Origin of the sequence: Amaricoccus tamworthensis, assembly GCF_049800875.1 — a bacterium.
Classification (GTDB): domain Bacteria; phylum Pseudomonadota; class Alphaproteobacteria; order Rhodobacterales; family Rhodobacteraceae; genus Amaricoccus; species Amaricoccus tamworthensis.
In genome coordinates this window covers 1-22,280 of record NZ_JBNAFV010000001.1, presented here as the reverse complement: position 1 = coordinate 22,280, position 22,280 = coordinate 1, and the positions used below count along the sequence as shown (strand labels likewise).

Below are 22,280 nucleotides of genomic sequence, written 5' to 3'. Positions count from 1 at the left end.
GATGTCTGAAAGGCAGTACAAATTTATGGAGGGAGTGGCTCCGATGAGCGATTCCGCATCGAACAACGCGCGACCAACCCGTTCACGACGTTCCGGAGGCGGAGCCGCCCGACGGGCCGAACGCACGGCGGTGCGAATTGAATGCGCTCCCTATATTCAGCGCAGGGTCCCCAACTTCGACATACTTGATGAGGAGGGCCTGCAGCTTATTGAAAAAAATGCGGAAACCGTTCTCGAGGAAACCGGTGTCGCGTTTGTGGATAATCCTGCGGCACTTGAGCTGTGGAAGGAAGCGGGCGCGGATGTCCGGGGCGAGCGGGTTCACCTGCCGCGGGGGCTGGCGCGCAAGCTGTGCGCCACGGCGCCTGCCACCTACACGCAGCATGCCCGCAATCCGGAACGCAATGTTGAGATTGGCGGAAAAAGTCTCGTCCTCGCGCCGGTTTACGGACCGCCATTCGTGCGCGACATGGAGGGCGGGCGCCGGTATGCGACGCTGGAGGATTTCAACAGCCTGGTGAAACTTGGCTACATGTCCAAATGGTTGCACCATTCGGGTGGCACGGTCTGTGAGCCGACGGATGTTGCGGTGAACAAACGCCATCTCGACATGCTGAAATCCCACATGACACTCAGTGACAAGCCCTTCATGGGCAGTGTCACCGAGGCCGTGCGTGCTGAGGATTCGGTTGAGATGTGCAAAATTCTCTTTGGCGAAGAGAATGTTGGACCGAACTGTTACATGACCAGCCTCATCAACATCAACTCACCGCTGACGTTTGATGCAGTGATGATGGGATCGCTTGAGGTCTACGCCCGGGCCGGACAGGCCTGCATCATTTCACCGTTTATCGTGGGTGGTGCAATGGCGCCGGTATCGGTGGCGGGAACGTTGACGCAGCTTCTGGCGGAGGTCATGGCCGGGATCGCGTATTCGCAGTTGCTCAAACCCGGAGCACCGGTGGTTTTTGGCGCGTTTGTGACGTCAATTGACATGAATTCGGGTGCGCCGACATTTGGGACGCCGGAGGCGAGCAAGATCCTCTATGGTGCCGGGCAACTGGCCCGTCGCCTCAACCTTCCCTTCCGGTCCGGAGGCGCGCTGTGTGGCTCGAAGTTGCCCGATGCGCAGGCGGCGTATGAGACGTCAAACACCCTCAATGCGGCGCTTCTTGGTGGCGTCAATTTCATGCTGCACGCCTGTGGCTGGCTGGAGGGCGGTCTGGTGTCCTCCATGGAGAAATTCGTGCTCGATGCGGATCAGCTCGGCGTGCTGCATGCCGTGGCCGAGGGCGTGGACCTCAGTGAGAACGGTCAGGCCATGGATGCCATTCGGGAGGTCGGTCCCGGCGGGCATTACCTTGGCTGTCAGCATACCCAGAACAACTTCAAGAGCGCGTTCTGGCGCTCCGAGGTGCTGGATTACCGGCCCTACGAGACATGGGTGGACGGTGGGCGGCCGGATTCGATGCAGCTGGCCAACGCTAAGATGCGCAAGATGCTCTCCGATTACGTTCAGCCGGCGATGGATCCCGGTATCCTTGAGGGGCTGAATGACTACGTGGCACGGCGCAAGGCCTCCGAGCCCGACGCATTCGGCTGATTGAGCCTCCACTGGCGGCGCGTCGAGGCGGCGCGTTGTCCGATTTTGACCACTCCATGCCTGTTGCGCGATCGACGTTTCATGCGGCCAGCCGCAGGCACTTGGTCTCGAAGGCGGGTGTTGCGTTTACGAGCTCGGAGAAGTGCCGTGCTTCAGCCATGATCGCAATCAGCAGATTGATGTGACGCTGAACATTGTAGTTGGCGTTGCCCTCCGTACGGAACTCTTCCATCTGCTGCTCCGCGGCCATCAGATGCACGATGGTGTTGCGCTTCACATCCACCTTCGTACCGCGAAAAATCCTTTTTAAATCGCGTTCCCGACGAAACCCGTTAACGCCTGAACGTGCCGCACGGATAAGGATTTTTGGGCGGCGGAGGTTGTCGAGGAGAGCTGCGAGATTGGTCATGGATCACCTGTGAATCGATTGATTTGCAGGGCGATATTGGCGAATGCTCCGGGGTGTTGCGCGAAAAACGGGTGCATCGTACGCAACATGAAGCGGTTCTGACAAATTCCTTAAATTAAAAGTTCATTAGAGAATTAATCTTAAAACGAGTTTTGCGAAAATTGTAACGAACTGCCCAAGGGCTTGTTCGGTAAGGGAAACTCCAGACCCTCGCGTGGGTCGCAATAGGGAAGAGCCGGTTTATGCTTCCATTCTGGTTACCTGAACCCGCAGTTACCTATCTTGCCCACACCTCCGCAGGCCATGCCATACGTGCTCTGGCGCGCGCCAAGGGCTGTCACGCCTCAACCGTGCTCAGACAGGTGCGGAAGGTCGAGGCATGGCGCGACGACCCGCTCGTGGATGAGGCTCTGGACGAATTTGGCCGAACAATTGCTTCGCAGCTTTCGGAACTTAACGAATTGGAAGAGGTACTGCCCGTGTCAAAGCCGAATACCCAGAAAAGCACCAGCGCCGATCTTAAAATCGAGAGGGAGGCGCGGCGGATTCTGCGTCGGCTCTGCGAAAAAGGTGCTTTTTTGGCTGTGGCCCCGAACATGGAGAAGGCCGTCGTACTGCGTGAGGTTGTTCCCGGACGTCAGAACCGCATTGCGGTTGTTGATCGCGATGTGGCTCATGCGTTTGCTCTTCAGGAGTGGATATCCTGCGAAAAACAGGGGAAAATCTGCTGTTATGAGATCACGGCCGTGGGTCGTGCCGCCCTCAAGCGCCTGTTGGCCGAGGAGCGGCAGGCAAAAACCACGAATACCGGCTTTGCCGAGGAGCACAGCCCGTTTCAGGAGCAGCATCGCGATTACGCGGAGCGTGTTGTTCCCGGTAACGGCGGCAAGGGTGAGAAAGTCCGCTACAACCTTGCGGAATCGCCGCTCTCCGTGCTTGGCCGCAAGCGTGGCAAGGATGGAAAACCCTATCTTGATGCGGATCTGATTGAGGCGGGCGAGCGCCTGCGTGAGGACTTTGAGCTGGCGCAGATGGGTGCAAGCACCACCCAGAACTGGGAAAGCTTCCTGACCGCCGGCACCAACCGCGGCTCGGCCGGATCGTTCGGATCAAGCCCGGCAGAGGGTCCGTCGGACGCACGGACACGTGTCGCAAAGGCCCTCGAAGCCATGGGGCCGGGTCTTTCCGACATCGTGTTCCGCGTTTGCTGCTTCCTCGAAGGCCTTGAAACGGCGGAAAAACGGCTTGGCTGGTCGGCCAGATCGGGCAAGGTCGTTCTCAAAATAGCCCTCGACCGCCTGGCGACACATTATCGCAGCCCTGGCCAGATCCAGGAATTCCGCAAGGCGGGCTGATTACTTCGCGGCGGAGATAATTCCGCCGAAGTCTTCCGCCTTCAGGGATGCACCGCCTACCAGGGCACCATCAACGTTACTGACTGCGAAGATTTCCTCGGCATTTCCGGGCTTTACCGAGCCACCATAAAGTACCCTGACCGCTTCGGCCGTATCCCCGCCGAAGCGGTCTTTTAGTTTTGAGCGAATGAAATCATGGACTTCAGCGATGTCGCTCATCTCAGGAATGCGCCCGGTGCCAATGGCCCAGACCGGCTCATAGGCGACAACAAGGTTTTTGCCGGTGGCGCCATCGGGAATGCTCGCGTCCAACTGGGCGCCGATTCTGTCCAATGTGGTGCCCGCATCGCGTTCGTCACCCGTCTCACCGACACAAACGACCGCCATCAGGCCGGCTTTCCAGGCGGCTTCGGTCTTTTTCGCGACCATTTCATCGGTCTCGCCGTGGTCGGTTCTGCGCTCCGAATGGCCGAGAATCACCGCGTCCGCACCCGCATCCGCCAGCATTGCGGCTGAAATATCGCCCGTATGTGCGCCGGATTCGTTCCAGTGACAGTCCTGACCGCCGATTGCGATGGTCCCGCCACGCAACGCGTTGATCAGGGTGGCGGGCGGACAGACCAAAATATCGCAGGCCGCGTTGCCATACTCCCGCGAAATTTCGAGAAGCAGGGACTTGGAGGCCAGAAGGCCGTTCATTTTCCAGTTGCCGGCGACCAGTTTTTTTCGAGCCATTTCGGTTTCCTCCTGCTCCATGAATACACGGCGCAGGGATTAACAGAGCTTCCTGGCGGCGGAAAGATGGATTGGTGAGGTGTCAGAAGCGCAAAATGCGCACCCTACATGCCCTCAAATCGAATCGATTCTCCGCAGCCGCAGGCCTCGGTGACGTTCGGATTGTTAAATTTGAATCCGGATTCGAGAAGTCCGGTCTCGTAGTCGATCTCGGTGCCAAACAAAAACATCTGCGCCATGGGGGCGATCATGACCCGCGCACCGTTTTGTTCCACAACCTCATCGTTGCGGTCGATCTCATCCACGTAGTCCATGGTGTATTCCATGCCCGCGCAGCCGCCTTTTTTTACGCCGATACGCAGCCCCTTGGAGGATCCGTTCTCCATGAGCTTGAGAATATGCCGTTCGGCGGCAGGGGTGATGGTCACCGGTGCTTTTCCTGGAATGCCAAACATGTCAGTCGCGTCCTTCCGAAATCCTGATTCCGTTGCGGGAACCGTGGATCATTCTATCACATAAACCCGAGTTCGAGCCGGGCCTCATCGGACATCATGTCCATGCCCCACTGGGGCTCCCATACCAGTTCGACGTTCACATGCCGCACGCCGGGCAGCGGTGTGATGACATCCGCGACCCATCCTGGCATCTCGCCCGCCACCGGACAGCCCGGGGCCGTCAGTGACATGGCGATGTTTACGTCGTTTTCCCCGCTGATATCGATGGTGTAGATCAGCCCGAGATCATAAATGTTTACCGGAATCTCGGGGTCGTACACGGACTGGCAGGCCGCAACGACATCGTCATACAGCGGATGGTCCGTTGTCGACGGTTTGATCAGCGGCGTTCCTTCCAGCGGTGCTTCCGGTTCTACGGTCATATCCATGAGGCTCCTGTAATCCTGACCGTTTATATATGTTATGCACCCCCGCCGGTAAAGGTGGGCCGCCCGAAATGATCGGAAATGGACTTCCACCGCCGGGCGATGTAACGCCACCGGCTGGACATGACATGAACGGGCACATGATGACGGGTTTTGGGTATTCGATACACGCAAAGGACGGCAGGGCACGAACCGGTACGGTTTCGACACCGCGCGGGGACATTCGCACGCCCGCCTTCATGCCGGTTGGAACGGCGGCGACCGTCAAGGCGATGATGCCGGAAAACGTGCGGGCGACCGGGGCCGATATTCTGCTCGGGAATACCTATCATCTGATGCTCCGTCCGGGGGCGGAGCGGGTGAATAATCTGGGCGGTCTGCACAGGTTCATGAATTGGGACAGACCGATTCTCACGGATTCGGGTGGTTTTCAGGTCATGAGCCTGACCGGTCTGCGAAAGCTCAATGAGAATGGTGTAACGTTCCGAAGCCATGTGGACGGCTCAAAGCATCTGATTACGCCGGAACGCAGCATGGAGATCCAAAAGCTGCTCGGCTCCGACATAGTCATGTGCTTTGACGAATGCACCCCGTACCCCGCCACGCGCAAACAGGCCGAGGACAGTATGCGCCTGTCCATGCGATGGGCGGACCGTTCCAGGGAAGCTTTCGGTGACCGGCCGGGGCATGCTCTGTTTGGGATTCAACAAGGCAGTACGTTTAAGGATCTGCGCGAGGAAAGCGCCGAGGCCCTGCGTAATATCGGCTTCCATGGTTATGCCATCGGTGGCCTGGCCGTGGGTGAGGGCCAGGACATGATGTTCGACGTGCTTGACTACGCTCCTGGCCAGTTGCCGGACGACCGTCCGCGGTATCTGATGGGCGTGGGCAAGCCCGACGACATACTCGGGGCCGTACAACGAGGCGTGGACATGTTCGACTGCGTGCTGCCAAGCCGGTCGGGACGGACCGGACAGGCCCTTACACGATTTGGTGCGGTTAATCTGAAAAATGCGAGACATAAAGATGACCCGCGCCCGCTCGACCCCGAATGTACCTGTCCAGCCTGTTCGAACTATTCCCGCGCCTACCTGCATCACGTGGTCAGATCCGGGGAAATGATCTCGTCGATGCTTCTGACATGGCATAATTTGCATTACTATCAGGAACTTATGTCTGGCATCCGCGCCGCGATATCCGAGTGTGCGCTGGACGCCTTCGCGAAGGACTTCCGCGCCCGCCGCGAGACCGGGGACATGGAGCCGGTTTGACAGGGGCGGGTCGGGTCACCATTTCGTCTTTCCGTTCTTGCAACCCCTGGGCCATAAGCGCAAAATGCGCATGTCTTAAAATCGTCTTGAAATCGACCGGGGCGAACTCCATTTCACACGGTGAGGAGACGCGTGACTGCCGGATGATCCGGGGTCTGTCGTCTTGCCGCAGAAGGAAAAATACATGAGTGAGTTGAGCAGCGCATCCCATCCGGTTCTTCCCCTGCGCGATATTGTGGTCTTCCCGCACATGATCGTGCCGCTTTTCGTCGGGCGTGAGAAATCGGTTCACGCGCTTGAGGCCGTGATGAAGGATGACCGTCAGATTCTTCTGGCCAGCCAGATGGACCCCTCTGACGACGAACCCACCACGGACGGAATTTATCACGTTGGTGTATTGGCCAACGTTCTTCAGTTGCTGAAGCTGCCCGATGGAACCGTAAAGGTTCTGGTCGAGGGCAAAACCCGCGTGCGGATCAACGAGTTTGTTGAGAATGAGGCCTATTTCGAGGCCCATGCCGAAGAGATTTTCGAGACGAATCCGTCTGCCGAATCCCTGGAGGCCCTGACACGGGCCGTTTCCGAGGAATTTGCGCGCTATGCGAAACTGAACCGCAATATCCCCGATGAGGCCATGGCGTCCCTGTCCGAGGACATGGAGCCAGGTAAACTGGCTGATACCGTCGCCGGGCATCTGGGCTCGAAGCTTGAGGAAAAACAGAAGCTTCTCGAGATCGCGGATGTGGGCGAGCGGCTTGAGCAGATCTATGGCCTGATGCAGAGCGAAATGTCGGTTCTGAAGGTCGAGAAGAAGATCAAGAGCCGCGTCAAAAACCAGATGGAGCGCACCCAGCGCGAGTACTACCTGAATGAGCAGATGAAGGCTATTCAGCGCGAACTGGGCTCTGGCGGTGACGGTGAAGCCCAGGACGATGCCGCCGAGTTTGAGGAGCGCATCGAGAATACCAAACTGTCGAACGAGGCCAAAGACAAGGCCATGGCGGAGCTTAAGAAGCTGCGCTCCATGTCGCCCATGTCGGCCGAGGCGACGGTTGTGCGCAACTACCTCGACTGGATGCTCGCCATTCCGTGGGGCAAGCGCAGCCGGATCAAAAAGGATCTCGGCCGGGCGCAGGACGTGCTCGACGCGGATCACTACGGGCTTGAGAAGGTCAAGGACCGCATTGTCGAGTTCCTGGCCGTGCAGTCACGTTCTTCGAAGCTGAAGGGCCCGATCCTCTGTCTCGTTGGTCCTCCGGGTGTTGGTAAGACCTCTCTGGGTAAATCCGTGGCGCGTGCCACGGGACGTGAGTTCATCCGCATATCGCTCGGCGGTGTCCGGGACGAGGCCGAAATACGTGGTCACCGGCGGACTTACATTGGCTCCATGCCCGGTAAGATCATCCAGTCGATGAAAAAGGCGAAAACCACCAACCCGCTCATTTTGCTCGATGAAATCGACAAGATGGGTCAGGACTTCCGTGGTGATCCCGCCTCTGCAATGCTTGAGGTGCTCGATCCCGAGCAAAACGCCACCTTCATGGACCACTATCTTGAGGTGGAGTATGACCTGTCGAACGTGATGTTCATCACGACATCGAACTCCTACAACATGCCGCGGCCTCTGCTGGACCGGATGGAGATCATCTCAATCTCGGGGTACACCGAGGAGGAGAAATCCGAGATAGCGAAGCAGCATCTGCTTGAGAAACAGAAAAAAGGTCATGGCCTCAAGAAGGGTGAGTTCGAACTGACCGACGAGGCTCTGCGCGACACGATCCGCTATTACACCCGCGAGGCCGGAGTGCGGAACCTGGAGCGTGAGATTGCCAAGCTGTGCCGCAAGGCGGTGACGGAAATCGTCAAGGGCGACTCTGCGCATGTGAAGGTCACGCCGGAAAACCTTGAGGATTATCTTGGGGTTAAGCGCTTCAAATACGGTCTGGCCGAGGAAAAGGATCAGGTCGGTGTCGTTACCGGACTGGCCTGGACCGAGGTTGGCGGCGATCTGCTGCAGATTGAGGCGCTGAAGCTTCCGGGTAAGGGTCGCATGAAAACGACCGGTAAACTCGGCGACGTCATGAAGGAAAGCATCGACGCGGCATCGTCCTACGTGCGGTCGAAGGCACCGGATATTGGTGTAAAACCAACGACTTTCGAGAGCGTGGACATTCACGTCCATGTTCCCGAGGGTGCTACGCCGAAGGACGGACCGTCGGCCGGTATTGGCATGGTGACGTCGATTGTGTCGGTTCTGTCGGGTATCCCGGTACGGCGCGATGTGGCGATGACCGGTGAGGTGACGCTGCGTGGTAACGTTCTGCCGATTGGCGGTCTGAAAGAGAAGCTTCTGGCGGCTCTGCGCGGTGGAATTACCACGGTTCTGATCCCGTTCGACAACGTCAAGGATTTGCGTGAGATCCCCGACAACGTGAAGAACGGTCTGGAGCTTATTCCGGTGTCGAACGTGACCGACGTTCTGAAGGTTGCGCTGACTGAAACTCCGGAACCCATTGAATGGGATGAGGAAATGGAAGCGGCCGCGGTTGCGGCGCGCAAGGACTCCTCGGGCTCCGGTGTTGGGTCGGGCTCGGCCACGCACTGAGTTTTTGAAGCCAGATGAGATGAGAACGCCCGGATATTTCCGGGCGTTTTTCGTTTGAGGGTGTGACCTCGGACAGGGTACAAAAAAATTGGTATTTGCGGTAAATTTTCCGGCGTTTTGGGCTTGCACATACCCCTGAATGCGCGCTATGTGCCGCTCCGGAACGGGTGATTAGCTCAGTTGGTAGAGCGCTTCGTTTACACCGAAGATGCCGGGAGTTCGAGTCTCTCATCACCCACCATTCCCCCTCACATAAGTGTCCATTCTGTTGCCAAAGTGGCGCAGATTGTGAGTCATTTGGCACAGATTGAGAGTCAAATGGCACAGATTGCTGAGGATATGGCACGAATTGGGCCTTGAGTGGCGCAATCCGCACGCGGTTCGCCACTGCCAGGTCTGAATGCAGGGGGTTCCATTGATAGTAGGATTTGTTGGCCTTGGTAACGTGGGTGGTAAGCTCGCGGGCAGTTTGTTGCGCAATGGGGTGGACCTGGTGGTTCACGATTTGCGCCCCGACCTGACGGCGGAATTCGCTGGTCGTGGCGCGGCGGTCGCGGGTGATGCGGCGGGGCTGATGCAGGCGTGTGACGTGGTCATTACCTGCCTGCCGTCGCCGGCGGCGTCGGATGCGGTGATGGCGCAGATGCTGCCGCATGTGGGACCTGGAAAAACCTGGCTGGAAATGTCGACCACGGATGCGGCGGAGGTCACGCGGCTGGGTCAGTTGGTCATCGACAAAGGCGGGGCTGCGGCGGACTGTCCGGTGTCGGGTGGATGTCACCGGGCGGATACGGGGAACATCTCGATTTTCGCGGGATGTGACCGGGCGACGTTTGAGCGGGTGTTTCAGCTGCTAACCAAAATGGGGCGGCGGATTTTGCACACGGGCGAGCTGGGCTCCGCGTCGGTCCTGAAGGTGGTGACGAACTATCTGGCGACGGCGAACCTGGTGTCGTGCTGCGAGGCGCTGGTGGTGGCGAAGGCCGCCGGGATGGACCTTGGGACGGCCTATGAGGCGATTAAAATCTCATCCGGAACGTCCTTCGTGCATGAGACGGAGAGTCAGGTCATTTTGAACGGGTCGCGGGACATTTCCTTTACGATGGATCTGGTTTCAAAGGATGTGGGCCTGTTTCAGCAGGTGGCCGACCGGGCGGGCGTGCCGCTGGAAATCTCGCCGCTGTTGCAGCAGATTTTCGAGGACGGTCAGGCACGGTATGGCAGCCGGGAACTGTCGCCCAACATTATTCGCCGCCTGGAGGACGCCACTGGCCTGAGCATTCTGGCCCCCGGTTTTCCGCCGGAAATGACGGACGATGAGCCGGAAGAGCCCGGATATGAGGTGGTGCCGGGTGGTCGGGCCTGAGTGAAGGCTGGGGGTCGTTCCTTTAAGCCGGGGCTTTGGCTTGCTGGTGGTCAGCGATCTTTTGCGTGTTGTCCTCGATCCAGTCAACGAGGACGCGGACGTGTTGAGCGACCTCGTCCCCCATGGGGGTGAGGCTGTATTCGACATGTGGCGGAACCACGTCGTAGACCTTGCGGTGAACGAAGCCGTCGGCCTCAAGGGTTTGCAGGGTTTGGGTCAGCATGCGGTCGCTGACGCCGCCGATCAGGCGCCGGAGTGCAGAGAACCGGATGGTGCGGTCCTGAAGCGCGATGAGGGTAAGCACGGCCCAGCGGCCGGTGACGTGTTTGAGGATGGTCCGCGACGGGCATTCCTTCGCCATAAGATTGCCGGCCAATTTACCGGACCGGACGGCTTCGCTGAGTTTTGGCATGGGTCTCCAGATTCTTTTCAAACTAACATTTATGTCAGTACTTACTTTTTGCAAGTGACGTTTCCATCTGCTGTCGGGCAAGCAGAGGAGACATGAGAGATGACAATTGCAATCACCGGAGCGACCGGCCAACTGGGCCGCCTTGTTGTCGCAAACCTGAAGACTGCCGAGAATTCAGAGGATGTTGTGGCGCTCGTGCGCGACACGGGGAAGGCGGCTGATCTGGGTGTTGAGGCGCGGCGCTTTGACTATGATGCGCCGGAAACACTCGCACCGGCGCTTGCGGGTGTGGAAACGCTGCTGCTGATTTCGGGCAGTGAGGTTGGGCGCCGCGGTCCGCAGCACCGGGCCGTGATTGATGCAGCGAAAGCCGCCGGAGTGGAACACATCGTATACACGAGCCTGTTGAGGGCCGACACGAACACGTTGGGTCTCGCGGCGGAGCATGCGGAAACGGAAGAGGCGCTGGCGGCGTCCGGCATTGCCCACACCATTTTGCGCAACGGGTGGTATACGGAGAACTATACGGGCGGGCTGGCGTCGGCCGTTGAGCATAAAGCCCTGATCGGCGCGGTGCAGGACGGCAGGATTTCCGCCGCGACGCGGGCCGACTACGCGGCGGCGGCCGCGATGGTGCTCCTGAACACGGAGTTGCGCGGGCGGACCTATGAGCTTTCAGGTGATGAGAGCTTCACGCTGACTGATCTGGCCGCGGCGTTGTCCAAGGAAGTGGGGGAGACCATTCCCTACGTGGACATGCCGAAGGATGACTACTGCGCAGCATTGGTAAAGGCCGGTTTGCCTGAGGGTCTGGCGGAATTCCTGGCACATTGTGACGAAGAGGCCGCGAAAGGGGCGCTGTTTGACGAGGGGAATGAGCTTTCCAGGCTGATCGGACGGCCGACAACGCCATTGGCGGAGGCGGTGCGTCAGGCCCTGCGCTGACGGACAAGGCGATCGGGGCTTTGAAGTGAGGCCCTGATGCGCCCTAAAACCATCGTCAGGTGGCTTGAAATGGTGGCGGCATGGTGCCATTGAGCGTGATCCTTTGAGAAATTCCGGAGCTGTGATTTATGACAGAGGTTCAGATTGATGCCGGACGGCTGAAAACGATCCGCAAGGCGCGCAAGATCGGACGGCCGAAGCTTGCGAAACTGTCCGGGATTACCGAGCGGCAGATGGGCCGGATCGAGACCGCGGGCAATGCGGTGCTCGATGCATCGCTGGTAATCCGGCTGTCGGACGCGCTTCAGGTGCCACCGCAGACCCTGACCGGCGAGTTTCAGATGGTTGCGGAAGATCTGGAGCAGGTGCAGGCCCCGAAATGTACCAGCGGGTGCTGCGGGTAACGGGGGCCTAAATCCTTTAAAGCCTGAGAATGCGGGGCAGGTGGCCGATATCGGGGGCTATGACGTCCGCGAGGGGGGCCAGTTCATCGGCGCTGGCCGGTCCGGTCAAAACACCCATGGTGATCATGCCCGCCGAGCGGCCGGCGGTGAGGTCGTGCAGGCTGTCGCCGATCATCAGGCATTCCTCGGGCGCGATGTCCGCCAGTTCGCAGAAGGCGGTGAGCATGCCGGGTTCGGGTTTGGAGCCGTAACCGCTGTCATATCCGGCGACGAAGGCGAAATGCTCAAAAATACCGGCGTTTTTCAGGTGCACGTTTGCGGGCTCAATGGCGTCGTTTGTGGCCACACCCATCGCGTAGCCCGCGGCGGTGAGACGCTCCAGGAGCGGCAGCAGGGGCACGGACGGGGCCTGGGGCGCGTGGGAGGTGCTCTCGATGACGTAGTCCCACAGTTCGCCGCGGTCGAGGCCCGGGACGGTGCCCATGACGGTGTCGATCATAAAATCCATGGTTTCCGCAATCGCGGGGCTGGTGGGGAGGAAGGTTCCGGTCTCGCGGTCGTATTCCAGCCTCGCGGCCAGTTCCCGTGATAGTTCGGGGTCGCCATCGGTGATGTATTCGATGAAACTGCCGGTCCACGGCCCCCAGGTTCCGTCATAGCTGAAGAGCGTGCCGTCCTTGTCGAAGACAATTCCCCTGATTTTTGCGGTCCGGTGGTGGGGGAGTGCGTCGGCGTTTGGGCGCTGATCGGAGGTCGTTGCGTCCAGGGGGCTGTTCATTTTTAACTTTCCGGTATTCATTTGTGTCAGTTTGGTGCCGTTGGGCCGGTCATCTCGGAGTTAATTATGGTTTTACCATTTTTTATGTCACAGGCCCGTGACCGATTCGTGTTAACGGTTCGTAGACCGTGTTTTCCCTATGTCCACCACGGGTTTTCGCCGCCTGGAAGGCTCGATTTTGCCTGTGCCAGCGTCTCGGGCGGGACGTCGTTTTCAGCGGCCGCTGCCATGACCCATCTGTCGTCCATCATCACGAAATCCATAATGAAACCAAGGAATTCCGGGTCGGAGCCGCGTTGTTTCAGGTCGTCGATCGAGGAGCCCGAAGCCTGCATGAAATGGGTCAGTTCGTCGGGGTTGTTGACCAGCCAGAGGAGGCATCCCTGGGCAATGTTAATGGCCTGTTTTGTGTTCATGCATCGTTCCGGTTTTCAGGGATTAAGAAACCATTCCTTAACACTTCCGGCGTTAATGTCGCGGGTGAAACGATGATAGCCGCTTGATTCCAGCGGGAGGGTCATGAATGTCAGGTCGTGTCCTGGTGGTGGACGATGTTGCAACCAACCGTCTTCTGTTGAGAGCCAAGCTTTCGACGGCCTATTACGACGTGGTTGTTGCTGAGAACGGCACACAGGCGCTTGATCTGGCCCGGAGTGAACAGCCCGACATGATCATGCTCGACGTGATGATGCCGGATATGGACGGGTTTACCGTCTGCCGCATTCTCAAGTCGCAGGAAGCCACAGCCCATATCCCGGTGATCATGGTCACGGCGCTCGATACGCCGGAAGAACGTGTTCGGGGTCTCGAGGTGGGCGCGGACGACTTCCTGTCGAAACCTTTCAATGACCTTGCGCTGTTTGCCCGTGTCAGAAACCTGATGCGGATGAAGATGATGTTTGACGAGCTTCGCCTGCGGGACATGACCTCGCGGGAACTGGGTCTGACGGATTTCATCACTGAACAGGACATGGACCCGGAGATGGGCGGGCCGATCATGCTTGCGCCCAAATGCGTGGCGGATGGCGAGCACTGGGCGTCGGAGCTTAATGAGAAGCTCGGCGTCTCAACCATTGTGACCTATTCCGAGCGGGAATCCATGAACCTGGCGCAGCTGGAGCTGCCGGACTGTTTTGTGGTGCATCAGGATCTTTTGGAAGGCGGGGACGGGCTGCGGCTTGTGTCGGCTCTGCGGGCGCGGCCGGAAACGCGGCAGTCGGCGGTGATCCTGGTGGTTGAGAACGGTGACATTCAGACGGCGGCCAAGGGGCTGGATCTGGGTGCGTCGGACTACATTGAGGCGCCGTTTGACGTCAGCGAGCTGATCGCGCGCATACGGTCGCAGCTGCGGCGCAAACGCTATTCGGATCGGCTGCGGTCGAATGTACGCGATGGTCTGAAGATGGCGGTGATCGATCCGCTGACCGGTATTTACAACCGCCGCTATGCCAGCGTGCATATGGGCCGTGTCATGGAGCGGGCCCGTGAGGTTGGTGGTGTTTTTGCGGTGATGATGGTGGATCTCGACCGGTTTAAGAACGTGAATGACAGGTACGGGCATGATGCCGGCGATGCCGTTCTGCGCGAGTTTTCGAGGCGTCTGCAGGAAAACATCCGCGGTGTTGATCTCGTTGCCAGATTTGGCGGCGAGGAGTTTTTTGTCGCCATGCCGGATGTTGACGAGGATGCCGCGGCGAAGGCTGCGGAACGTATCCGTGCGGCGGTGGAAGGCACGCCCGTGGTTCTGCCTGGCGGAGCCGGTGAGGTTCACGTGACCGTTTCGATCGGAGTGGCGATTGCGGACGCCCATGAGACCGATCCGGATGCAATCATCAAGCGGGCCGATCAGGCCCTGTTTGAGGCAAAGGAGGCCGGCCGCAACCGGGTTACCTTTTCTGCCGCGGCCTGACGACCGGGCTGTCTAAGACCTTTAAGTCTGAAATCCCTGAACAATTATCCGGCCCGGTCTTGACACCGGCGGCTTGAAATGGCTTTAGGCTAAACCTGATAAATTTACTCAGGTCAGGCGGCGGGCATTCATGAAGTCAGTACATTCACTTGTATGTGCCGCGTTTTTTCTACCAGCGACAGGTCTCTCGCAGGACATGGACGAGGCGAAAGCCCATGCAGAGAGGGGATTGAAGGCAGCTGAGGCGTTTCCAGGTTATGCCTCGCTCTGCAATCTCGAATCCCGCATCAGGAACGTGAACGACAGAAGCGCGTCGAACGGTGCACGGCGCGAGCGTCCTGCTTCCGGTCAGCGGAGCGGGCAGGGTGGCGGGGAGCGGGCCGAGCGTCCGCCTTTGCCGCCGATGCAGGTTTTCGACAACCTCTACTTCCTTGGGAACCGGTCGGTTTCGGCGTGGCTCTATGGCACGGATGAGGGGTACCTGCTGATCGATGGCCTCAACAATGACGAGGAGGCTGAAAAATATATTCTTGGTGGAATGGAGACTCTCGGTCTGGACCCGGACAGGATTGAGGCCATTCTGGTGACCCATGGTCACGGGGACCATTATGGTGGGGCGGATTACATTTCCGAGGAGCTGGGCGTCGAGATTTTAATGTCCGCTGAGGACTGGAAATTTATGGCGCCGTTTGGGGTACATCCGCGGTTTGGACCTCCGCCGCCGCGTGGAACGGATGTCGCGGATGGTGAGGTTCTTGAGTTTGGTGAATCTTCCCTGACCGCGCATTTGACACCCGGTCACACGCCAGGAGGATTGTCCCTGGTTTTTGATGTGTATGACAACGGGATTCCCCATGCCGCGATGATGTGGGGCGGGACCGGTTTCAACTTTGGAATGTATCCTGAGATTTTCCGCCAGTATGCGGATTCGGCCGTCAAGATGCGCGATCTTTCGCAGGAGGCAGGCGTGGATGTGATGCTGTCCAACCATTCAAGGCGCGACGGATCGGACGTTTTGATGGCTGAACTTGCGGAACGGGAAGCCGGTGAGGCCCATCCGTTTGTTGTGGGTGAAGAGGGATATGACCTGTTCACGGTGCTGGAGGAATGCGCGCTGGCTCAGGCGGCGCGGTTCGCTGAACCGGAGTGATGTAAAAACGCAACATGAGTGCCACCAAAGGTTAAGGCTGATTTTACAGCGTGGCACTCCCGTTTTATGCGGTCGGCAGGTAGAGACGCGTTTGCCCGCCGGGCCGCTATCCAGAAAATTGTCAGATAGCTTATGAGGCCCGCCATGTCCGCATACGGTTCGTCCGTCCGTGCAACCCTACTTGCAACCGTTTGCATCATTGTTCCCGCCGCTGTTGGCGCGCAGGAATATGGTGAATCCATTGAGCTTGACCCGATTGTGGTATCGGCCGCGGGGGTTGGGGTGAGCTCATTTGAGGCGCCCGCAAGTGTGTCCGTCATTACCGGTGAGGAACTTGAGCGGCAGGGCGTGAATGACCTGACCGATGTGGTGGCATTCACGCCGGGTGTTTCCGTGGCAGGCAGCGGAGATGCCGCGAATATTTACATCCGTGGCGTTCCCGCGGAATACACGCTGATTCTGATCGACGGGCAGCGGTTGAATTCGCGGGTTTCGCGCCAAAATAATGCGGGTGGCGTGGACCAGTATTATATCCCGCCCGCCTCGGCGATTGACCGGATCGAGATCGTGCGCGGACCCATGTCCTCGCTCTATGGAGCCGATGCGGTTGGTGGTGTGATCAACATCATCACGAAGCCGGTGGCGTCGGAGTGGACCGGCTCGGTTACGTTAGAGAGCACCTTTGCGGAGGACAGCGAGGACAGCACGGAGCAGCAGGCCTCGTTCTATTTGTCCGGGCCATTGGTGGGTGAGAAACTTGGACTGCAACTCTGGGGGCGTCACCTCGACCGTGATGGCTCGACGCGGATGGAAAATGGCCGCTACGTTGGCGAGGACAGCCGTGAACTCACCGAGCTTGCCGGTCGCCTGACCTGGGCTCCGAGCCTCGACCACCGGTTTACGCTTGAGGCCGGGAAGAACGACAACCGGTCGGAATCCGAGATCGGTACTTTTTCGGACTGGCCGCGTCGGCACGGGGCGCTGGGGTATGAAGGTTTTATCGCCGGCTGGGATGTGATTTCGCTGCTGTCCTACGAGCACGCGAAAACCCGCAACAGTGCCTCACGAACGGATCGCCGGCCCGAGATCGAAACCACGGTTTTCGATCTGAAGGGATCGCGTGGCTTCGATCTCTATGGGTTCCACGAATTTACCCTCGGCATGCAGGTGATGGACACGGTTCTGACCGACCAGAACCTGGGAACCGGCACGCTGGACTACGGGGATTTTGACAACCTGCAAACCGCCCTGTTCCTTGAGGACCTTTGGGCTCCGGTTGACCGGTTGAGTGTAACATTTGGCGCGCGCTACACGGATGACGAGCAGTACGGGAACGATCTGTCGCCGCGCGTGTATGCGCTTTATGATCTCAATGTAAACTGGAAGCTTTCGGGTGGTATCGCGACGGGCTTTCGGGCACCGGATATTCGGGAGACCGCTCCGGACTACCTGAGCTGTACCTCGGCGGGATGTGCTTCCGTGGCGCCGGGAAGTACTGATCTGGACCCTGAGGAAAGCACCAACTACGAGATTGGTCTGCGGTTCCTCAATGCCAACAGTTCCTTCAACATCACCGCCTTCCACACGGATTACCGTAACCGTATCTCAACGCGGGAGACCGGCGAGACCATTGAGATCAACGGTGATATCGCGGACCTCGATGAGTGGTACAACATCGACAAGGCTGAGGTTCAGGGTGTTGAGGTTGGCGGGCGTCATTTCATCACCCCCACGCTTGAGGTCAGCGGGAGCTACACATTCGCGAAGTCGGAGCAGCTGAGTGGCGTGAACGAGGGTGAGCCTCTTTCGCGGGCACCGGAGCATCAGGCCAGTCTGCGTTTTGACTGGGTCACGCCCATTGTGGACCTGGATGCCTGGGCGGCGGCGACGTATTTCGGCAAGAGCACGAATATCAGCTCGCGCACGCGGACGGATCTGGCCAGCTACACAACCTTTGATGTGGGTGCGGTTTACCGGATTACCGACAACGTGATCCTGAAGGGCGCCATCGATAACCTCGGTGATCGCGAGATCACTAATTACGAGCATGGATCCTCGAAAAACGGCCGGACTTACTGGGTGGCGTTGACCGGCGAGTTCTGAGCAGTTTTGCCTTTTTCAGGTGCCAGGGGCAGCCTTTACGGTTGCCCCTTTTTTTTGTCACTTGCGCCGGGCCGAGAGCAGGTTTTCGGCGTAGGCGGTGCGTTCGTCTGCGGTCATCAGGGTGATCTGGTCAAGGAGGAGTTCGGTGCCCTGGTTTTGCAACTCGTCGCGGACGCTGCGGTCGGCGGCGAAGGCGGCGCGGACGGCCTCGATCTCAAATGGCTCGGCTATTAGTGCGTCGGCCACGGCCTGGCGGCGTTCGGACATGGTTTCGCGGAAGGTTTCCCAGTCGGGTTTGAGCTCCCGGATCTGCGTGGTCAGATTTTCCCGGTAGGGTTCGGGCAGGGTCTCGGCGTTGGACCAGCTGATGGAGAGACTGCGTTTTGGGGGTGGTGGACCCTTCAGGAGCAGGCCAAGCGCCAAGCCGAGCACGGTCACGTTCAGGCCAAGAGACACGATCAGTATCCATTTGATCCAGCGCCGTGATTTTGGTGTGTCGGTGTTCATGTCAGCCTTCCGAAAGAGCAATATCAAAATAGTCGGTCACGGTGTCCGACGGGAAATCCAGCGCGACGGTTTCACCAAAGATCAAAGATGAGGCCGCATCGGTGCCACCGGAGAGACCTGCCGCGAAGCCTACAAAGGCGCAGACGGTCAGGGCGGTGGCCGTCTGCCAGCCGCCGAGAGGGGCAAAGAGGCCGCTGAGCCGACCAAACAGGCCCGCGGGGCGCGGTTGGGTGCTGGCGGGTTTTGCCTCGGCTGCGGCGCGGGCGGCGGAAACCTCGGCGGCATCGGCCAGGACCGCGTTTATCAGGCGCAGGGACGGGGCGGGCGGTTCGTCTCCCTCGTCGCGCAGGATCAGGTCCAGCTCGAAATCGCTGATGTCGTCGTGGTCGCTTCCGTTTTTACCGTTCACGTTCATCTTCCGTCTCCCACCAGTCCAAGCTGGTCGCGTCGATGTTCAAGCCTGCCCGAAAGGCTTCTTTTGGCGCGTGCGAGGATGCTTTCGACGGCCTCCACGCTTGTTCCCATGATCTCGGCAATCTCGGGGTTGCCGCGGTCCTCGAAGTGCCGGAGCATAATGGCAAGTTTTTGTCTCTCCGGCAGTTTTTCAAGTGCCGCCAGCAGAGCCGAGCGGCGTTCGTGTGTCTGGAGCCTTTCCAGGGCTCCGGGTGCGTCATCCGCCACCTCCGGGATCTGGTCCGGTGAGCGGGTTTCCCGGCGGCGTCGCAGGCGGTCGATGCAGAGGTTGCTGGCGACCCGGTGCAGCCATGTGCTGACCTTTGCGTTGCCCTCCTGCCAGTCCGGGGCGATCTTCCACAGGCGCAGCATGGCCTCCTGGGTGACGTCCTCCGCCTCCACGCGGTCGTGAAGCATGCGCCAGGCGAGGGCGTGGACACGGGGCATCAACCGCCCGGCCAGGAGGCGCGCGGCGGACTGGTCGCCATTGGCGTAACCCTTGAGCAGTTCGTCGTCCGACGGTTCCTCGGAAGTCCCGGTCATGCGCTCCGTTATAAAATTTTTCTGGTACACTGTCCCGATGTTTCAGCCGGGTTGATGCCTGTTCCGTTCAGTTGCCCGCGAAGGCGGCCAGGATCCATTCGCTGGTTTTGTTGTCATGGCCGCCTCCTTTTTTCGGTGTCCTGCCTGTGTCGTCTGATATCTGAACGTGCGGGGTCGCTGGTTCCGTCGAAAAAACTTCATGGGGTGTAAAATTTTATGGGAGGGCTGATTCCCGTGGTTAAACAGGTGTTCAGGCCGCCGGTGGCATATTGGCCGTATGGATGGATAAACCGGTATTGATCGCCTATATATCAGGCAGCAAAACATGATGGATGATTCCGAGATGGTTGATGATCGCGACACGAAGACCGCTCTCTGGCGGGGCTGGCAGCGGCACTGCCCCTGCTGCGGCGAAGGCGCCATGATGGAAGGGTATCTGAAGGTTGCCGATACCTGTTCCGTGTGCGGTACCGAGCTTTACCATCACCGGGCCGATGACGGACCGGCCTGGGCGACCATCCTGATCACCGGTCATATTCTCGCGCCGCTTATGCTGCTGGTGTTTGAGGTGTTCCGTCCGGAGGCCTGGGTCATGGCGCTGGGGCTTTCGGTGTTTTTCGTGGCCCTGTCGCTCTATCTGTTGCCGCGCCTGAAGGGGGCCTTTGTGGGGTTGCAGTGGGCCAAGCGGATGCACGGCTTTGGTGATGCGCCCGGGATGGCCCGCGCGCGGTGACATCGCCGGACATTCGCAATGCGGCCACCGTTATTCTGCTACGCAGGGACGGTGACGATGTTCGGGTGCTGATGGGCCAGCGGGGCCGCGGCGCCGTTTTTATGCCTGACAAGTTTGTTTTCCCTGGCGGGGCGATCGACGAGGGCGATTTCGCCCTGGCCGAGGCGCTTGGTGTGCAACCGGTCGACCGGGAACGTCTGGAACGCCGCTCGGTGCCGGGGCTGGCCGGGGGGCTGGCGATTGCGGCGGTGCGCGAGGTCTGGGAGGAAACCGGGCTGAAACTGGCGCATGTTGGTGAGGCGCCGACGGCCTTTGTGGTGCCGGAGACCTGGGCGCGGTTCTTTGCCGGTGGGCTGATGCCGAATACCGGTGCGCTCCGGTTTTTCTTTCGCGCCGTGACGCCGAAGGGCCGCCCGCGCCGGTTTGATGCGCGGTTTTTTCTCGCGGATGCGGACGCGCTGTTTGACACGCTGGATGATCACACCGAGGCTGATGGAGAGCTGCGCCACCTTCAGTGGCTGAAGGTCGCGGAGGCGCGGAAACTGTCGCTGCCGTTTATCACCGAGGTGGTGCTCTCGGAGCTGGAAAATCATTTGAAAACCGGCGATGCCGACCGGAAGGTGCCTTTTTTCGACCATGACGATGAAGGTTCGCATTTCCGGCTGCTGTGACGCTTGACAGATGGGCGAGGATCGGTAGAAGGACGGTCTGAAATTCGGGTGCGGTTGGGCGTACCCACGGGACTGCATGGCGGATCACCGCCCGGAAGGACGAACAATGGCGAAGCCGACAACTGTCAAGATCCGCTTGAACTCGACTGCGGATACCGGTCATTTCTATGTGACCAAGAAAAACGCACGCACGATGACCGAGAAAATGGTCGTTAAAAAATACGACCCGGTCGCGCGCAAGCACGTGGAATACAAGGAAGGCAAAATCAAATAGCCTTCTCGTTCCCTGGATGCCCCGTGCATCCGGAGACTAAAAGCCCGGCACCTTTCAGGTTGCCGGGTTTTTTATTTTGTACTTCGCTTGATACCGTCACGCGCATTGCTGAACTTAAAGCGTTTTGCATTTAATCTGAGGCATACCCTGCAGCTTTGAGGAAATTCCAGCACTCCTGCGGGTCGAACAGATCGCAGATGTCTCCGAGCGCCTGAAACAAGGTTTCAAAGGTTCTGGCACCGATGCGTCGCAGGTGGGCTTTGAGCTTCGAGAAGGCCATTTCGATGGGATTGAGATCGGGACTGTATGCAGGCAGGAACAAGAACCAGCAGCCGCGCTCTTTCAGGGCTTGTGCCGCACGCGGGCTTTTGTGGGTGGACAGGTTGTCGAGGATCACAACTGTTCCGGGTTCGAGCGCCGGGGCCAGTTGGGTTTCGATGTAAGTGTCGAAGGCCGGACCGTTCATGGCTCCCTTGATCACCCACGGTGCGATCAGGGCATCCTGCGTCAGCCCTGCGATGAAGGTCTGCGTGCCCCATTTGCCAAAAGGTGCCCCGGCATAAAGCCGCTCACCGACAGGGGCCCGACCGCGCAACCGTGTGAGGTTCGTCTTCACGGCAGTTTCATCGATAAAAACCAGCCTGTGCGGCTCCGCGCGCATACGGGGCTGGCGGCGCTTGATCCAATCACGGCGGGCCTGGAGCAACGCCGGTCGGTCACGTTCCGCCGCGATCAGTCCTTTTTTTATATGACAGTCCGGCGCGTTCGAGCGCGCGGTGCAGCGAGGAGAGCTGTACTTCCACGCCATGTGTCTCTGCGAGGGCGGCGGCCAGTTCCTTGAGCGTGATGTCCGGTTCGGCCTGCACGATCTCCAGCAAAAAGTCCCGGTGCGGGGCGAGTTTGCCGAACCGGCCGGCGGTACGACCTTGCGGCTTGGGAACCGCCGTGCCGTGTTTACGGTGCTCCGCTGCCAATCGCACCGCCGTGGCTGCGCTCACACCGAACAGCCGCCCCGCTGAACGGGCCGAATTGCCCTTAGCGACGTAGGCGCAAATCCGTTCCCGAAGGTCCAAAGAGTAAGGTTTGCCCATGATCCACCTCCAAACAGAAGTGAATCAGACGAAGGCGGGCTTGTGAATCCCAATTCGATTCAGATCAAACGCAAACCGCTTTA

At 59.1% G+C, this 22,280-nt stretch carries 24 protein-coding genes and 1 tRNA gene; 14 read left to right on the top strand and 11 right to left on the bottom strand.

All coding sequences use genetic code 11. From position 1 onward, the window contains the following. Positions 1 to 43: 43 nt before the first annotated feature. On the top strand, positions 44 to 1,603 hold the full coding sequence (locus tag ACP15P_RS00125) for a trimethylamine methyltransferase family protein (protein ID WP_424926459.1): 1,560 nt from the start codon (positions 44 to 46) through the stop codon (positions 1,601 to 1,603). 79 nt (positions 1,604 to 1,682) lie between these two features. Here the strand turns inward: ACP15P_RS00125 and ACP15P_RS00120 are convergent, their stop codons facing one another. Further along, positions 1,683 to 2,012 carry a DUF6477 family protein gene (locus tag ACP15P_RS00120; protein WP_424926458.1) on the bottom strand — a complete coding sequence of 110 codons (330 nt, stop codon included), beginning with the start codon at positions 2,010 to 2,012 and terminating at the stop codon, positions 1,683 to 1,685. A gap of 242 nt (positions 2,013 to 2,254) precedes the next feature. On the opposite strand from ACP15P_RS00120, the gene ACP15P_RS00115 reads away from it, so the two are divergent. Continuing rightward, a complete protein-coding gene (locus ACP15P_RS00115) occupies positions 2,255 to 3,367 on the top strand; it encodes a DUF6456 domain-containing protein (RefSeq protein ID WP_424926457.1) in 1,113 nt (370 codons plus the stop codon). Here the strand turns inward: ACP15P_RS00115 and tpiA are convergent, their stop codons facing one another. The 3 genes from tpiA to ACP15P_RS00100 all read right to left on the bottom strand — a co-directional run bounded on the left by tpiA (position 3,368) and on the right by ACP15P_RS00100 (position 4,979). Then, positions 3,368 to 4,102 carry a triose-phosphate isomerase gene (tpiA, locus tag ACP15P_RS00110; protein ID WP_424926456.1) on the bottom strand — a complete coding sequence of 245 codons (735 nt, stop codon included), beginning with the start codon at positions 4,100 to 4,102 and terminating at the stop codon, positions 3,368 to 3,370. A 104-nt stretch (positions 4,103 to 4,206) separates the two neighbouring features. Beyond that, positions 4,207 to 4,557 carry a HesB/IscA family protein gene (locus ACP15P_RS00105; RefSeq protein ID WP_424926455.1) on the bottom strand — a complete coding sequence of 117 codons (351 nt, stop codon included), beginning with the start codon at positions 4,555 to 4,557 and terminating at the stop codon, positions 4,207 to 4,209. A gap of 56 nt (positions 4,558 to 4,613) precedes the next feature. After that, complete coding sequence (locus ACP15P_RS00100; RefSeq protein WP_424926454.1) at positions 4,614 to 4,979, bottom strand: SUF system Fe-S cluster assembly protein; 366 nt, start codon at positions 4,977 to 4,979, stop codon at positions 4,614 to 4,616. Between the two features lie 143 nt (positions 4,980 to 5,122). Between ACP15P_RS00100 and tgt the strand changes: the two genes are divergently transcribed. The 4 genes from tgt (at position 5,123) to ACP15P_RS00080 (ending at position 10,224) form a co-directional block, all read left to right on the top strand. Continuing rightward, positions 5,123 to 6,253, top strand: coding sequence for a tRNA guanosine(34) transglycosylase Tgt (gene tgt / locus ACP15P_RS00095; RefSeq protein WP_424927276.1), 1,131 nt, complete (start codon positions 5,123 to 5,125; stop codon positions 6,251 to 6,253). Between the two features lie 184 nt (positions 6,254 to 6,437). Next, positions 6,438 to 8,858, top strand: coding sequence for an endopeptidase La (gene lon / locus ACP15P_RS00090; protein ID WP_424926453.1), 2,421 nt, complete (start codon positions 6,438 to 6,440; stop codon positions 8,856 to 8,858). Between the two features lie 165 nt (positions 8,859 to 9,023). Beyond that, positions 9,024 to 9,099, top strand: a tRNA-Val gene (locus ACP15P_RS00085). Between the two features lie 174 nt (positions 9,100 to 9,273). Next, the gene (locus tag ACP15P_RS00080) at positions 9,274 to 10,224 is read left to right on the top strand and encodes an NAD(P)-dependent oxidoreductase (RefSeq protein WP_424926452.1); all 951 of its coding nucleotides are present in this window, start codon (positions 9,274 to 9,276) and stop codon (positions 10,222 to 10,224) included. Positions 10,225 to 10,246: 22 nt separating this feature from the next. Here ACP15P_RS00080 and ACP15P_RS00075 read toward each other — a convergent pair whose 3' ends face one another. Continuing rightward, a complete protein-coding gene (locus tag ACP15P_RS00075) occupies positions 10,247 to 10,636 on the bottom strand; it encodes a winged helix-turn-helix transcriptional regulator (RefSeq protein ID WP_424926451.1) in 390 nt (129 codons plus the stop codon). Positions 10,637 to 10,735: 99 nt separating this feature from the next. Here ACP15P_RS00075 and ACP15P_RS00070 point away from each other — a divergent pair, with 99 nt between their 5' ends. Both ACP15P_RS00070 and ACP15P_RS00065 read left to right on the top strand, forming a co-directional pair. Then, a complete protein-coding gene (locus tag ACP15P_RS00070) occupies positions 10,736 to 11,581 on the top strand; it encodes an SDR family oxidoreductase (RefSeq protein ID WP_424926450.1) in 846 nt (281 codons plus the stop codon). Between the two features lie 128 nt (positions 11,582 to 11,709). Then, complete coding sequence (locus ACP15P_RS00065) at positions 11,710 to 11,985, top strand: helix-turn-helix domain-containing protein (protein ID WP_424926449.1); 276 nt, start codon at positions 11,710 to 11,712, stop codon at positions 11,983 to 11,985. A 16-nt stretch (positions 11,986 to 12,001) separates the two neighbouring features. Here the strand turns inward: ACP15P_RS00065 and ACP15P_RS00060 are convergent, their stop codons facing one another. Next, entirely contained in the window at positions 12,002 to 12,763 is a 762-nt protein-coding gene (locus tag ACP15P_RS00060) for an HAD family hydrolase (protein WP_424926448.1), read from the bottom strand. 137 nt (positions 12,764 to 12,900) lie between these two features. Further along, positions 12,901 to 13,179 (bottom strand): DUF3572 domain-containing protein, encoded by a 279-nt coding sequence (locus tag ACP15P_RS00055; protein WP_424926447.1) that lies wholly within the window; start codon positions 13,177 to 13,179, stop codon positions 12,901 to 12,903. Between the two features lie 107 nt (positions 13,180 to 13,286). Between ACP15P_RS00055 and ACP15P_RS00050 the strand changes: the two genes are divergently transcribed. The 3 genes from ACP15P_RS00050 to ACP15P_RS00040 all read left to right on the top strand — a co-directional run bounded on the left by ACP15P_RS00050 (position 13,287) and on the right by ACP15P_RS00040 (position 17,925). Continuing rightward, positions 13,287 to 14,672 carry a PleD family two-component system response regulator gene (locus ACP15P_RS00050; RefSeq protein WP_424926446.1) on the top strand — a complete coding sequence of 462 codons (1,386 nt, stop codon included), beginning with the start codon at positions 13,287 to 13,289 and terminating at the stop codon, positions 14,670 to 14,672. 130 nt (positions 14,673 to 14,802) lie between these two features. Then, positions 14,803 to 15,822, top strand: a complete 1,020-nt coding sequence (locus tag ACP15P_RS00045) for an MBL fold metallo-hydrolase (protein ID WP_424926445.1) — start codon at positions 14,803 to 14,805, stop codon at positions 15,820 to 15,822. Between the two features lie 144 nt (positions 15,823 to 15,966). Then, positions 15,967 to 17,925 carry a TonB-dependent receptor domain-containing protein gene (locus tag ACP15P_RS00040; RefSeq protein ID WP_424926444.1) on the top strand — a complete coding sequence of 653 codons (1,959 nt, stop codon included), beginning with the start codon at positions 15,967 to 15,969 and terminating at the stop codon, positions 17,923 to 17,925. Between the two features lie 57 nt (positions 17,926 to 17,982). On the opposite strand, the gene ACP15P_RS00035 is transcribed toward ACP15P_RS00040, so the two are convergent. From ACP15P_RS00035 to ACP15P_RS00025, 3 genes are read right to left on the bottom strand one after another with little or no spacing between them, the layout of a single operon-like run. Next, positions 17,983 to 18,432, bottom strand: a complete 450-nt coding sequence (locus ACP15P_RS00035; RefSeq protein WP_424926443.1) for a periplasmic heavy metal sensor — start codon at positions 18,430 to 18,432, stop codon at positions 17,983 to 17,985. 1 nt (position 18,433) lies between these two features. Further along, positions 18,434 to 18,847, bottom strand: a complete 414-nt coding sequence (locus ACP15P_RS00030; RefSeq protein ID WP_424926442.1) for a hypothetical protein — start codon at positions 18,845 to 18,847, stop codon at positions 18,434 to 18,436. After that, positions 18,844 to 19,428 carry an RNA polymerase sigma factor gene (locus ACP15P_RS00025; protein WP_424926441.1) on the bottom strand — a complete coding sequence of 195 codons (585 nt, stop codon included), beginning with the start codon at positions 19,426 to 19,428 and terminating at the stop codon, positions 18,844 to 18,846. Before ACP15P_RS00025 ends, ACP15P_RS00030 begins: the two co-directional genes overlap by 4 nt. A 325-nt stretch (positions 19,429 to 19,753) precedes the next feature. Between ACP15P_RS00025 and ACP15P_RS00020 the strand changes: the two genes are divergently transcribed. The 3 genes from ACP15P_RS00020 to rpmG all read left to right on the top strand — a co-directional run bounded on the left by ACP15P_RS00020 (position 19,754) and on the right by rpmG (position 21,106). Then, the gene (locus tag ACP15P_RS00020) at positions 19,754 to 20,161 is read left to right on the top strand and encodes a DUF983 domain-containing protein (RefSeq protein ID WP_424926440.1); all 408 of its coding nucleotides are present in this window, start codon (positions 19,754 to 19,756) and stop codon (positions 20,159 to 20,161) included. Beyond that, positions 20,158 to 20,832: an NUDIX hydrolase gene (locus tag ACP15P_RS00015; RefSeq protein ID WP_424926439.1), complete on the top strand. Its 675-nt coding sequence runs from the start codon at positions 20,158 to 20,160 to the stop codon at positions 20,830 to 20,832. Before ACP15P_RS00020 ends, ACP15P_RS00015 begins: the two co-directional genes overlap by 4 nt. Before the next feature lie 106 nt (positions 20,833 to 20,938). Further along, positions 20,939 to 21,106, top strand: a complete 168-nt coding sequence (gene rpmG, locus ACP15P_RS00010) for a 50S ribosomal protein L33 (RefSeq protein ID WP_424926438.1) — start codon at positions 20,939 to 20,941, stop codon at positions 21,104 to 21,106. Positions 21,107 to 21,236: 130 nt separating this feature from the next. Here the strand turns inward: rpmG and ACP15P_RS00005 are convergent. Then, a protein-coding gene (locus tag ACP15P_RS00005; protein WP_424926437.1) for an IS630 family transposase occupies positions 21,237 to 22,197 on the bottom strand; the annotation gives its coding sequence in 2 pieces (ribosomal slippage) (positions 21,237 to 21,851 and positions 21,853 to 22,197; 960 coding nt in all). Positions 22,198 to 22,280: the final 83 nt, after the last annotated feature.

Coding starts and splice junctions, on each gene's coding strand:
- ACP15P_RS00125 (WP_424926459.1), top strand. CDS start 44: ATGAGCGATTCCGCATCGAACAACGCGCGACCAACCCGTTCACGACGT.
- ACP15P_RS00120 (WP_424926458.1), bottom strand. CDS start 2,012: ATGACCAATCTCGCAGCTCTCCTCGACAACCTCCGCCGCCCAAAAATC.
- ACP15P_RS00115 (WP_424926457.1), top strand. CDS start 2,255: ATGCTTCCATTCTGGTTACCTGAACCCGCAGTTACCTATCTTGCCCAC.
- tpiA (WP_424926456.1), bottom strand. CDS start 4,102: ATGGCTCGAAAAAAACTGGTCGCCGGCAACTGGAAAATGAACGGCCTT.
- ACP15P_RS00105 (WP_424926455.1), bottom strand. CDS start 4,557: ATGTTTGGCATTCCAGGAAAAGCACCGGTGACCATCACCCCTGCCGCC.
- ACP15P_RS00100 (WP_424926454.1), bottom strand. CDS start 4,979: ATGACCGTAGAACCGGAAGCACCGCTGGAAGGAACGCCGCTGATCAAA.
- tgt (WP_424927276.1), top strand. CDS start 5,123: ATGATGACGGGTTTTGGGTATTCGATACACGCAAAGGACGGCAGGGCA.
- lon (WP_424926453.1), top strand. CDS start 6,438: ATGAGTGAGTTGAGCAGCGCATCCCATCCGGTTCTTCCCCTGCGCGAT.
- ACP15P_RS00075 (WP_424926451.1), bottom strand. CDS start 10,636: ATGCCAAAACTCAGCGAAGCCGTCCGGTCCGGTAAATTGGCCGGCAAT.
- ACP15P_RS00070 (WP_424926450.1), top strand. CDS start 10,736: ATGACAATTGCAATCACCGGAGCGACCGGCCAACTGGGCCGCCTTGTT.
- ACP15P_RS00065 (WP_424926449.1), top strand. CDS start 11,710: ATGACAGAGGTTCAGATTGATGCCGGACGGCTGAAAACGATCCGCAAG.
- ACP15P_RS00060 (WP_424926448.1), bottom strand. CDS start 12,763: ATGAACAGCCCCCTGGACGCAACGACCTCCGATCAGCGCCCAAACGCC.
- ACP15P_RS00055 (WP_424926447.1), bottom strand. CDS start 13,179: ATGAACACAAAACAGGCCATTAACATTGCCCAGGGATGCCTCCTCTGG.
- ACP15P_RS00050 (WP_424926446.1), top strand. CDS start 13,287: ATGTCAGGTCGTGTCCTGGTGGTGGACGATGTTGCAACCAACCGTCTT.
- ACP15P_RS00045 (WP_424926445.1), top strand. CDS start 14,803: ATGAAGTCAGTACATTCACTTGTATGTGCCGCGTTTTTTCTACCAGCG.
- ACP15P_RS00040 (WP_424926444.1), top strand. CDS start 15,967: ATGTCCGCATACGGTTCGTCCGTCCGTGCAACCCTACTTGCAACCGTT.
- ACP15P_RS00035 (WP_424926443.1), bottom strand. CDS start 18,432: ATGAACACCGACACACCAAAATCACGGCGCTGGATCAAATGGATACTG.
- ACP15P_RS00030 (WP_424926442.1), bottom strand. CDS start 18,847: ATGAACGTGAACGGTAAAAACGGAAGCGACCACGACGACATCAGCGAT.
- ACP15P_RS00025 (WP_424926441.1), bottom strand. CDS start 19,428: ATGACCGGGACTTCCGAGGAACCGTCGGACGACGAACTGCTCAAGGGT.
- ACP15P_RS00020 (WP_424926440.1), top strand. CDS start 19,754: ATGATGGATGATTCCGAGATGGTTGATGATCGCGACACGAAGACCGCT.
- rpmG (WP_424926438.1), top strand. CDS start 20,939: ATGGCGAAGCCGACAACTGTCAAGATCCGCTTGAACTCGACTGCGGAT.